At 38.1% G+C, this 10562-nt stretch carries 13 protein-coding genes; 7 read left to right on the forward strand and 6 right to left on the reverse strand.

The window, feature by feature from the left end; all coding sequences use genetic code 11:
- The 4 genes from ACG72T_RS12270 to ACG72T_RS12285 form a co-directional block, all read left to right on the forward strand.
- A partial coding sequence (locus ACG72T_RS12270) for a replication initiation protein (protein WP_064635655.1) occupies window positions 1-936 on the forward strand: 936 nt, incomplete at its 5' end.
- Window positions 929-1537 carry a DUF536 domain-containing protein gene (locus tag ACG72T_RS12275; RefSeq protein ID WP_264229052.1) on the forward strand — a complete coding sequence of 203 codons (609 nt, stop codon included), beginning with the start codon at window positions 929-931 and terminating at the stop codon, window positions 1535-1537. The genes ACG72T_RS12270 and ACG72T_RS12275, both read left to right, overlap by 8 nt.
- Before the next feature lie 351 nt (window positions 1538-1888).
- Window positions 1889-3745 carry a KAP family NTPase gene (locus ACG72T_RS12280; protein ID WP_264229048.1) on the forward strand — a complete coding sequence of 619 codons (1857 nt, stop codon included), beginning with the start codon at window positions 1889-1891 and terminating at the stop codon, window positions 3743-3745.
- Between the two features lie 267 nt (window positions 3746-4012).
- Window positions 4013-4351 (forward strand): helix-turn-helix domain-containing protein, encoded by a 339-nt coding sequence (locus tag ACG72T_RS12285; protein ID WP_003646108.1) that lies wholly within the window; start codon window positions 4013-4015, stop codon window positions 4349-4351.
- Between the two features lie 100 nt (window positions 4352-4451).
- On the opposite strand, the gene ACG72T_RS12290 is transcribed toward ACG72T_RS12285, so the two are convergent.
- Genes ACG72T_RS12290 through ACG72T_RS12305 form a run of 4 tightly spaced genes read right to left on the reverse strand, consistent with a single transcriptional unit; the run spans window position 4452 to window position 7444 of the window.
- Complete coding sequence (locus ACG72T_RS12290; RefSeq protein ID WP_119463174.1) at window positions 4452-5252, reverse strand: energy-coupling factor ABC transporter ATP-binding protein; 801 nt, start codon at window positions 5250-5252, stop codon at window positions 4452-4454.
- On the reverse strand, window positions 5239-6075 hold the full coding sequence (locus ACG72T_RS12295) for an ABC transporter ATP-binding protein (protein ID WP_119463175.1): 837 nt from the start codon (window positions 6073-6075) through the stop codon (window positions 5239-5241). Before ACG72T_RS12295 ends, ACG72T_RS12290 begins: the two co-directional genes overlap by 14 nt.
- Window positions 6051-6842: an energy-coupling factor transporter transmembrane component T gene (locus ACG72T_RS12300; RefSeq protein ID WP_176692349.1), complete on the reverse strand. Its 792-nt coding sequence runs from the start codon at window positions 6840-6842 to the stop codon at window positions 6051-6053. Before ACG72T_RS12300 ends, ACG72T_RS12295 begins: the two co-directional genes overlap by 25 nt.
- The gene (locus ACG72T_RS12305; protein ID WP_119463176.1) at window positions 6842-7444 is read right to left on the reverse strand and encodes an ECF transporter S component; all 603 of its coding nucleotides are present in this window, start codon (window positions 7442-7444) and stop codon (window positions 6842-6844) included. The genes ACG72T_RS12300 and ACG72T_RS12305 overlap by 1 nt, the downstream gene beginning before the upstream one ends.
- Before the next feature lie 122 nt (window positions 7445-7566).
- Between ACG72T_RS12305 and ACG72T_RS12310 the strand changes: the two genes are divergently transcribed.
- Complete coding sequence (locus ACG72T_RS12310) at window positions 7567-7923, forward strand: hypothetical protein (RefSeq protein WP_395266441.1); 357 nt, start codon at window positions 7567-7569, stop codon at window positions 7921-7923.
- A 77-nt stretch (window positions 7924-8000) separates the two neighbouring features.
- Here the strand turns inward: ACG72T_RS12310 and ACG72T_RS12315 are convergent, their stop codons facing one another.
- Entirely contained in the window at window positions 8001-8348 is a 348-nt protein-coding gene (locus tag ACG72T_RS12315; RefSeq protein WP_024002471.1) for a type II toxin-antitoxin system PemK/MazF family toxin, read from the reverse strand.
- A complete protein-coding gene (locus ACG72T_RS12320) occupies window positions 8348-8611 on the reverse strand; it encodes a type II toxin-antitoxin system PrlF family antitoxin (RefSeq protein WP_001748062.1) in 264 nt (87 codons plus the stop codon). Before ACG72T_RS12320 ends, ACG72T_RS12315 begins: the two co-directional genes overlap by 1 nt.
- A 77-nt stretch (window positions 8612-8688) precedes the next feature.
- Here ACG72T_RS12320 and ACG72T_RS12325 point away from each other — a divergent pair, with 77 nt between their 5' ends.
- Window positions 8689-9276: a site-specific integrase gene (locus ACG72T_RS12325; protein ID WP_013279411.1), complete on the forward strand. Its 588-nt coding sequence runs from the start codon at window positions 8689-8691 to the stop codon at window positions 9274-9276.
- 354 nt (window positions 9277-9630) lie between these two features.
- The gene (locus ACG72T_RS12330; protein ID WP_010625611.1) at window positions 9631-9843 is read left to right on the forward strand and encodes a hypothetical protein; all 213 of its coding nucleotides are present in this window, start codon (window positions 9631-9633) and stop codon (window positions 9841-9843) included.
- The last annotated feature ends 719 nt before the right edge of the window (window positions 9844-10562 follow it).

The raw sequence follows: 10562 nt of genomic DNA on the forward strand, positions 1-10562 counted from the left end.
ATGAGCAATGAACTTATAAAATATGATCCTGAACTTAATACCATTCCGTTACGTAAATTCACCCCTATTGAAATGAATCTATTTTTTTCAATTATTTCTCGTATGCGTGATAAGGGAGATCAGACAGTTAGATTTTCTTTTGAACAACTTAAAGATTTGAGCAACTATAAACCGACTGCAAATAATCGCTTTGAAGATGATATTCAAAGAACTTATGAAAAGTTAATGGGACTTCATTTTGGAAGACGTAGTAAATCTGGATTAAATAGAGAAATGTTTGTTATGTTTACTAAATTCAGAATTGTTGGTGAAGCTGATTCTCCTTATATAGACATTGAAGTATATAAAGATGCTTTGCCACTTCTTAATAATTTAGACACGTGGGTTAGATATGCTTTAGCGGAATTTAGAGATCTTCGAAGCAGTTATGCTAAAACCGCTTTTAGATTGTTAAAAGGTTTCAGAACAACCGGTTATGCTTTTTTATCAAAAGAAGATTTTTTTGAGTTACTTGATATTCCTAAAAGTTATTGGAAAAAACCGGGAGACGTTGATAGATACGTTCTTAAACCAATCAGAGAAGAATTGACCCCTCTTTTTAGAGGCCTAACTGTTCGAAAGAAATATGGTAAAGGCCGCGGGAAACCAGTAATTGGGTATTCTTTTACTTGGAAGCCTGAAAAGAAAGACGCTAACGACTTCTCACAAGGTCAATTTCAAGATGAACGTCAAAAACTCTTTAACATTCAGCATAATGGTGAATTAACAGAACAGGAAAAATGGCGTGCCATTGATAAAGTTAAGGGGTTAACTCTAGGTTCTACTGAAAAGCAAGCATTGGCTGTCAAACAAGCCGAACATGATAAAAAAATAAGAGATCAAGCACGAAAAGAAGCACTTGCTGAACTCCGAAAGGGGTTTGGAAATCATGCCTAAAACTATTAGAGAACTTGCTAATGAATTGAAGGTCTCCAAGCAGACTATTCAATATCACTACCAAAGACTACCAACAAAGAACCGACAAAAAGATCGTCAAGGTACAAACATGGTTAGCCTTACAGCTGAAAGGATTATTAGAGATAAGGTAGCAAAGCCTTTGGTAGCAAAGAACCAACAAACAGGTAGCAAAAAAGAGACAAAGACTAGCGAAGAAAATAATGAGCTAATCGCTACTCTAAGAAGAGAAGTAGCAGATTTAAAGTCTCAACGTGACAAACAGCTTGCTACCAAAGACCGACAAATAGAATATTTAACAAAGTTGATAGATCAGCAACAGCAATTGCAATTAGCAGCAGTAGCAGAAAACCATCAATTAGAAGAACACGTGCATAAGTTGAGTGGTTTGCTTAAATCTTCCAATTCAACTCAAAAGCAACAATCAAACGACAAGGACGATACCTTGTCGAATAGTGATAATGCCATTCCTATCAAGGATAAAAACGACAAGCAAAATGGAAATGAAGTTGCTAAATATGGTAGTAAGCCAAAAAAAGCATCTAAAAGCAAAGCTAATAATAGTTGGTGGCACTTTTGGTAGTACTTCTATTCCTCTCATCAATTAGTGGTCGAACGCAAAAACATTTGAAAGCATTTGCTAAACAGAATACAAAAGTCAAACAATACGAAATGGCGGGTAAATTACAACCAAAAAGGTGAAAACACAACGGAACGCAAGTTGTTTATATCGATTAAACAGGGTATAAAAAATAAAAACGACCAACAAGGTATATCGAGTGATTGCTTCTATGTTCATGATATAATGGAAATCATCATAGATGCTTACTATAACTACATGAAAATAAGCCTTAAAAATCAACTCTAAAATTTTCTATCTAAAAGGGAAAAGTGTCGCTATCTTTTTAATGTCTATACTAATTATGGGGGATTCATGAAAAAAAATCAGTTGTTCAATAGCCTATCTAACTACATTGATAGTCAAGATCAGTTCGCTGTGATGGTTGATGGGCCTTGGGGTTCCGGAAAGACATTCTTCTTCAAGCACCACTTTATACCATGTATTTGTAAAAAGCATAGAACTGTGTACTTCTCCGTCTATGGTTATGAGTCTCTTAATGAGTTAAAAACAGCTCTATTTAATCAGTTATTTGTTACTAGTCTAGGTATACAAGCTGATAAAGAAACCACAAAATCTAAGATTAAAGACCTTGCTTCTCTCACTAAAGGAACCATAGGCGCTTTCGACAAGCTAAAACCCTTCGTTTCACTCGCACACACTGCCGAAAATATACTAATAAAGAATCAATTGCTATCGCAAAATAAGACGCCTGCTTCGGTTCTGATTATTGACGATTTAGAACGGATTAGTCAACAAATTAATATAGATGTCCTAATGGGATTTTTATTGACAGATATTATTGAAGACTATGGATATAGAGTAATTCTTGTCGGTAACTCCAAAGAAATTCAAGAAAAAAAATTCCTTTCGTTGCGTGAAAAAGTCATAAGTCGAGTTCTCCCATTTACTTATGACTTGAAAAATATAAAAAAAGAATTCTTACAGCATTCTAATATTACCTTTTTACAAGATAATTCAGATTGGCTGGTAGAAATTCTAGAAGGTTATAGTCGGCACAATAAAGGACAATTAAATCTACGCACATTGGAATTTATTCTGTCTACATTTAAACTAATTGATAAGAATTTAAATCAATATTTTGAAAATAATTTAGAACAGAATTCACATAGCAAAGAAATTAAAAGATCGGTTTTTGCTAATTTATTTGTAATTGCAACAGAGTATCGCGCAGGTATACTGACACGTGAAAATTTAAAAAATATTGATCCACTCCTTGACACACGTAACTTCTCTTTTATACACATGAAAGATGATGAGGAAAAATCACCAGCTGAGCAATTAACCATTAGATATCATAATAATACAAATTTAACCAAGGTGATTATGTATGATAGTTCGGTAACCAATGTAATCTTTAACGGAAACTTTTCTGCACAACATTTTGTCGATTGTTGGAAAGGACTCTTCAATTCAAAAAAAGAAATCTCCAACTTAGACAGAATTTCCAATTTTAGAGAAATGACTGATGACCAACTTAAGAATCTTGAAGGTCAACTACTCAAAGATGCCTGTAGTCAAGAAGCTAAGGCTAACGATATACTTTTAACTCTTAATTATTTTAAGTTTTTTGATAAAAATGATATTTATTTCTGTAATGATAATTATTTGGATAAATTGATTAACGCTTTAAAAGAGGCTGTAAACCGATCTTTCGAGAGTAACAAATTACCATACAGTTATGATCCTAATACATTTAATGTTCAATACTCTGTACTTGTAAATGATACGAACATAATGAATAGGATTCGGGACATAATGAGCTCGGCAAAAGATAAAAATCATAGACTAGAAACCCAAAAGCTAGTTAAGGCAATCTTTGATAATGACACTGATACAATACGTAATATGACGCAATCAGGTATAAAAATAAATATTTTTGAAGAACTCCTTGAGTCTAATTATCTTAACAATGCTCTACTTGAACCTAAATCTAAAGCAACGTTACTTGATAACTATCTAAACTCTGAATATCTTCAAATTTCGAATTCTCATGATTTCCATCATGGTGAACAATCGGATATTTCAAAATTAATTGAAAAAATTGAAACCTATACACAAATAGATAATTCAATAGGCCAAATTGATAGGTTTAATTTAAACAATCTAGTCAAGACGTTGAAAGATATTCTAACCAAATTTAAACAATGACATTTGAGTTATGTATTAAGAAAGTAAGAAAGGTAAAAGTCTATTGGTTTCTCAATAAAATGAAGATAACTAATGATTATACGTCCCGGATTAGCTTACTTTCAAATCCTAGATATAAAACACTTTAGGGTCTATAGCTATCATTTAGCCCCTATTTACACCAGAATATTCTTCGCAACCAGTAGTTGCTTTTAGTGCGCTAATAATTAGCGTGCTTTTTTCTCGCTTCAATCTGATAATTAATCTATTGAAAGTGAGGTTATGTTTATGATTTTAGGGCAAAGGATAAAAGAAGAACGAGAAAAAAGGCAGTGGACACAAGATTATCTTGCAGAAACGCTTAATGTTTCTCGTCAGGCCATTTCTAAGTGGGAAGTCGGAAGTACTTATCCCGATATTGATCGTTTAGTGCAAATCAGCAATTTATTCGACATTACCTTAGATAGTTTGATCAAGGGCGATGATTCACTAAAAAAAAGCATAGTTATTACCAAAAACGCAAAGGCACAAACTAATGTCTGGGAATTTATGCGCAGTACTGGTTGGATGATGGTAATTGCAATTATTTATTTAGTCACCAAAATGATTATCGCTGTCTTTAGTTAAGAAACCTTTAGGGACTATAATTACAAAGTCACCCATGTGAGTTCTTGCCAGAAGCTGAAGTTAATCCTTCAACCTGGAAAACCCGCAGAGGTGACTTTTTCTATACATCTCGATTTTTCTGCCAATAATCATTAACCGATAAATATGTCTGTGAATCACCCATCGACTCCGCTATGTCCATAATCCGCGGTGGTAGTAATCCCACTCGCTGGACAAGTTCGTGATCGCTGAACAATTCCCGTGGACTGCCGGCGAAGCCAAACTTCCCGTGTTCCATAACATACACCGACTCAAACTCGGCGGCGACCCAATCCATGTCATGGGTGATGGTCACAACTTGGTGGCCCGAATCAGCCAACTGATGGAAAATTGCGGTCAACTTGCGCCGGCTTTCCCAATCAAGCGACATCATCGGCTCATCAAATAAATAAATCGCCGGATCCACTGCCAAAACTGTGGCAACGCTCAACAGCTTGCGTTCCGACAATGACAGGTCATATGGGCTTTCAGCTGTTTTATCATCCAAGCCAACTCTTTTTAGAGCCGCTAAAGCCTGCCTCGTAATCGTGTCGTGGTCATCCATGACCTGCGCGACATTCCACTCCACCTCTCGTTGAACGGTCGGGTTGAAAAGCTGATCGTCAGGATTCTGAAAAGTAATCCCAACCTTCAGTAACTTTTCGACTGGTTTAAGATCATTAAAATTTTCTCCATCGATCTTAATCACACCGGTTTGTGGTGTCAGCAAGCCCGTCAACAATTTGAAGAGCGTTGATTTGCCGGCACCATTTTGGCCGACAATCGCCACCATCGGATCGGCGAAATGTTTGTCTTCAACATCCAAGCTAAAGGACCGTTCCGGATAAGTGAACGTCAGGTGGTTCAGTTCAATTGTGGACATAACGATTCTCCTTCAGCTCAGCGTCATTCACCGGATACCGGCCATCAGCCAAGTGCCAACCCATTTTTTGAGCAAGTTGCTGGATTGTCGGGGCTGGAATCTGCCAGTCATCTGCCAAATGATTAAACACCTCACCCGGCCTGCCCTGGGCTACCATTTGACCCTCGTGCAGCACCCACACGACGTCGGCGACTTCGCACAAATCGTCAATTTCACTGGTGACAATGAAGACAGTCGTCTCTTTGACTTGGGCCAGCCATTGGAAAAATTGCCGGCGGCCAAGGGGATCCATCTCACTGGTCGGATCATCCATAATCAAAACAGCCGGATTATCCGCAATCGCCGTGGCAATTGCCAACCGCTGGATCTGACCACCGGAAAGGCTCTCGGGACGCAAATTCAGCTGTTCAATCAGCCCCATTTGCGTGGCAACTTCTTCAACCCGTTTTTGAATCAGTCCTTCAGTCATTCCCTGATTAATCAAGTCAAAGGCGATTTCATCGGCAACCGTGTCTGCCAACCCGCTTAGTTGGCCAGCTGGATTTTGCAGTACAACTCCATTCATGGCATTATAAACGGGCCAATTGTCGGACACTCGCTGTCCAAACATGTGCCAGTCGCCCTCAATCTCAGCAGACACAATTTTGGGAATGACCCCTGCCAGCACACGGCACAAAGTCGATTTGCCGGAGTGGCTATTCCCAATAATCCCAACCACCTGGCCGGTATGAACCTCCGCATTAATCTGACGCAGTTGTGGTTGCTCAGTACCCGGATAACGGGTGGTCAAATTTTCAATTACAATCCGTTTATCTTCGTCCATATCTTCCACCCAATCAATAAAATTGCCAATCCAGTCAGACCAATGTGCAGCGTCCGCGACAGGCGATACACGCGCTGGGAGGTTCTGACAGTCCGGTTGAGATTATCAAAACCTCTCAGTTGGAGAGAAATTGACCGCGCCATCGATTGATCCAAGGTCTTAATCACCAATGGAATCAGAACCGGCAGGACTGACTTTAATTTCTGAATCAACGTTTTTTGCGGATTGGTTCCGCGAACTTTTTGTGCCTGCTGGATTTTCCGCATATTGCGCATCATTTCCGGCAAAATATAACACACCGACATCAGAACGTAGACGGTTTTATAAGACAATCCGGACAGTTCCAAATAGGCCGCGTTTTCTGAAATACTCGTGGTCACCATAAAAAAGCCACTGGTCAAAATAATCACCAATACTCGACAACCCAGAGTGGTGGCGTAAATCAGGCCTTCTTTGTAGAACGACACCCCAAGCACAGAAAACAGCACAGTTTGATTCCGACTGTAAAATAACCCTTGGATGATCAGCATGGTGCCAATCAGAAACAGGCTGAATCCCAGCGCCTTAAAGGTGGTCGAACTCAATTTGGAAAATAACAATAGCAGTGTTGCGACAAGAATTAATCCGGCCTGAAGCAACAAATTCATACTGGCAAAGCTCAACAACGTCATGTCCAAGATGAACAAAAGCTTAGTAATCGGATCGATCACCTGGTACCACTTGAGCTTGACCCGTGGCGCTCCAGAAAACAATGTTTTATCAGTCATCATTTATCATCTCTAAAGAAGCGCACCATCCGCTGCGGCAGCTGACGATAGATGAAGAATGCCAGGTAGGCCACGCAGACTTTATCCAAAATATCCAAGACAAACTCATCGGTAAATGAGGCCAGCCACACTGGTGCATGATTGGCGATCATTACCGCAAACAATGAGTCACCCCAAGCGATACCGGTCTGACCACCCCAAAAGATGACGTTGAGTGGCGTTGAAATGACAGCTGAAACGATGGCAATAATAATAGCAGAAACAAATACTCGTCGCGCTGACGAGAACCACCCATTGGCGTGCAAAACTCCGACAGCAATCCCAATTCCGATGCTGGTTATCGCATACACGGTTGAAATTGGCGATAAGGTCAGCCCGTAGATCACGTTGTTGATGAAACCACTGATGGCACCGGCAACCGGCCCAGCCAACATGCTGGCAAGAAAGGTTCCCAAAGACCCCAGCCAAACGGGCAGCTTTAACCCCTCCGCCAAGGCTTTGGCAACATAGTTAATCCCCACGGCAGCGGGAATCAAAGTCATGGTGGCAGCACTTAACTTAAATTTCCACATACTAGTACGATGAATCGGTTCTTTTTTCATAATCTTCTCCTTTGGTTGTATTATATCAAAATCATAGATCTTGGACAGCTTCTCAAAGAGCAGAAAAAAGGATTTCTACAAAAAATGTTTGTTTGATATTTTAAATAGAAAAGAGAGATAAAGTGAAGTTTTTAAATTTTTTGGACTATAAATATTTAAACTGGGTATTATATGCTATTACATTATTTTTTATTGTTTATTACTTTTTTACCGATGATAATATTTTTTTAATTTTAGCAATACTTTTTCTTGTTTCATCTAATTTCAGTGATAACTTAATTGAAGTTCTTACAGAACCAGAAATTCGGTCTATGACGAATGAAGAACAACAGATTATTAAAGCTATGATTTTGGAAAATGAGAAAGTAGTTATCAAACAGATTAGAGAGTATACAAATTTAGGTGTTTTACAAGCCAAAAAAGTATATGAAAAAATAAAAAGGGTCTATAAGTTCCAAATCGCCCCTCAAAAACATTGAAAGAATAGCCCCCAATATCTATAATGTGGATATTGGGGGCTATTTTGTTTCTTTTATCAATAAATAACATCTGCTTTTCAGAAAAATTGTTGGACCTTTGTACTAATTGAACTAATTTCTTGCTGAGATAAAGTGGCCACAACTTCGCCATCTGATCGTTTTGTTGGATCGACAGCACGGACATGTTGCAATAACGCTGTCCCGTGAATTTTCCCGTTATCTATCCTGATAAATAACGGCGATTTAGCATACTTTTCTTGGGTACGATATTTGTCAGAGGTACTGATTGGGACAACTAGCACCGTATTAAAATAGCGATTATAGTGATCGTTGCTTACAACTAAACACGGTCGCTTTTTCTTAGTTTCAGTGCCTTTAGCCGGATCTAAATTAATCCATAAAATAGCGCCTTGTTTTAATTTCATTAATCAAAGTCTTCGCTTTCTACGTCTTTACCCCAATCAACTTCTGTTGTACTGAGATTTCCAAACTTTTTTTCTTGTTCATCAACAAGTTGCCATAGATCCGGTTTACTACGAACAATCATTACTTTACCATTTGGTTCAATCTGCCATTCAATTGTGTCAGTAGACCGAACTTTTAACAGTTCACGTACTGTTTTAGGAATTGTAATCTGATTTTTACTTGTGATCTTCGAGCTAACCTTAGTTACATTACCTGCGCTCACAATATCATCTCCTTACTTTTTCCTTACAAAAATAATAACATAACTGCTTTGATATCTCAAGAAAAGGAGAAAAGACTATGCAACAAGTTGTTTTACCCATCAAAGATTCAAACGTTCTTAAAGAGGTTCAAGATACGTTACTCAATAACTTTAAAGCTGGTCGACGTAACTATACGATTTTTCAAGTTGGTAAAGCGACGCTACTGCGAGTGAGTGACGTTATGGGCTTAAAACAGGCCGATATTTTTAATCCGGACGGTTCTATTAAACAAAATGCGTTTATTCATGACCGAAAAACTGGTAAACCTAATACCTTGTACCTTAAACCTGTTCAAACAGAGCTCTTATTGTACCGTCAATGGCTGCTTGATCATAAGCTGGATTCTGAATGGCTCTTTCCTTCAATTCAACACCCAGAACGCCATATTACTGAAAAACAGTTCTACAAAATTATGAGTAAGGTTGGCGATCTATTAGGAATTAATTATCTAGGTACTCATACAATGCGCAAAACTGGGGCTTATCGTGTTTATACGCAATCAAATTACAATATTGGCCTAGTCATGCACCTACTAAATCACTCAAGTGAAGCCATGACTTTAGCTTATTTAGGCTTGGATCAAGCAAGTACAGAAAACATGTTGAACCAAATTGATTTTGGGTAAATTGGTTTGATTTTGTTGTCGCCAACGGCGACTTCTGATACAGGATTTTAATGGGCCTAGCACAACATAGAATAAATTCTATGTGTAAGTGCGCATTGACCTCGTTTCACTCGGTCTACTGATAACCATACAATCAATTTTTCTCGTTATTTAATTGAGCATATTTTTAATTCAATTTATGTTTGCACCTAAACTAAGATTGTTATGTTTTAAATATTCAAAAAGTGTTGCGGATTAAGCTGTTTTAAGCCATTTTTTTAATCGTTCTGTGCAAAGAATCTTTATAAGTTTGGTAACAAATTTTGAATAACGGTACTGTAAAATCTGTGAATCTAAATTGAAATCATTATTTTGATGTTAGGAGTAATCAAGATGGACGAAAAGAAAGTATTAAAAACTATTGATGAAATGCTTGCTGATCCTTGGCAAGTTGATATTCAAGAATTGTTTGAAGCTTCTTTCAATGAACCTGACGAGATCAAAAAGAATTTGTATGATTCCCTGTATACTTATGTTTTGCAAAAAAGACAAGAAGATATTATTAATCGTCCTGGCTTCGTTATTTAGCCCTCTAAAAGCCTGCTGAGGGCTTTTTATTTTTACTTTGGTATAAATATATATAAATAGTCTTAAAACTGCTAGAAACGAGAAATAAGGCCCTTAAAAACGAATATAGCAGTTAAAGTCTTGTTAAGATTCAGAAAAACTAACTGTTTGCTGTCAATGGTAGCGGACGAGCGTAGCGTGGGAGCATAAGGAATTGACAGCTCTAACCCAGTCTTAACACTGAAATGGCGAAAGCCAAAGTTTTATAGAAACTTTGCTTTCCTGCCTAACGGCGAGTGAAAAAGCGGTCAAGCTGGTTCAGCTTGGACGGGGTACGGGGCGTCAGCGCCCGAATAAACGTGGCTTGCCACACCTTTTAGGCAACGAACAGAGTGAGGCGCAAGGAGCATAGCGACTGGAGTTTAATGTGAGCCGGTTTTTGGCTCACTCCTTTGTGTTTTTTGATTCTAGGTTTTGGCCTCGTGCAGTAGTGCCTCTTTTAAACCTCTTTTATAAACCTCTTTTAAACCTCTTTTAGACCCCTCTTGAACCTTACTCTCCCAAGGCTTATGGAAGTTTATCAACGAGGTTTTGTCTGTTTATCAACGAGGTTTTGTCTGTTTATCAACGAGGTTTTGTCTGTTTATCAACGAGGTTTTGTCTGTTTATCAACGAGGTTTTTAATGGTGATCGTTGATAAACAATCGTTGCTTTTATATAATAGTTGTGGAGGTGTGATT

This window comes from Companilactobacillus sp. FL22-1, from assembly GCF_043951805.1.
Taxonomy (GTDB): Bacteria; Bacillota; Bacilli; order Lactobacillales; family Lactobacillaceae; genus Companilactobacillus.

What these genes read in the sequence shown, in the direction of transcription:
- ACG72T_RS12300 (WP_176692349.1), bottom strand. Translation starts at nt 6,842, where the DNA reads ATGACTGATAAAACATTGTTTTCTGGAGCGCCACGGGTCAAGCTCAAG.
- ACG72T_RS12275 (WP_264229052.1), top strand. Translation starts at nt 929, where the DNA reads ATGCCTAAAACTATTAGAGAACTTGCTAATGAATTGAAGGTCTCCAAG.
- ACG72T_RS12325 (WP_013279411.1), top strand. Translation starts at nt 8,689, where the DNA reads ATGCAACAAGTTGTTTTACCCATCAAAGATTCAAACGTTCTTAAAGAG.
- ACG72T_RS12295 (WP_119463175.1), bottom strand. Translation starts at nt 6,075, where the DNA reads ATGGACGAAGATAAACGGATTGTAATTGAAAATTTGACCACCCGTTAT.
- ACG72T_RS12290 (WP_119463174.1), bottom strand. Translation starts at nt 5,252, where the DNA reads ATGTCCACAATTGAACTGAACCACCTGACGTTCACTTATCCGGAACGG.
- ACG72T_RS12330 (WP_010625611.1), top strand. Translation starts at nt 9,631, where the DNA reads ATGTTAGGAGTAATCAAGATGGACGAAAAGAAAGTATTAAAAACTATT.
- ACG72T_RS12285 (WP_003646108.1), top strand. Translation starts at nt 4,013, where the DNA reads ATGATTTTAGGGCAAAGGATAAAAGAAGAACGAGAAAAAAGGCAGTGG.
- ACG72T_RS12315 (WP_024002471.1), bottom strand. Translation starts at nt 8,348, where the DNA reads ATGAAATTAAAACAAGGCGCTATTTTATGGATTAATTTAGATCCGGCT.
- ACG72T_RS12305 (WP_119463176.1), bottom strand. Translation starts at nt 7,444, where the DNA reads ATGAAAAAAGAACCGATTCATCGTACTAGTATGTGGAAATTTAAGTTA.
- ACG72T_RS12280 (WP_264229048.1), top strand. Translation starts at nt 1,889, where the DNA reads ATGAAAAAAAATCAGTTGTTCAATAGCCTATCTAACTACATTGATAGT.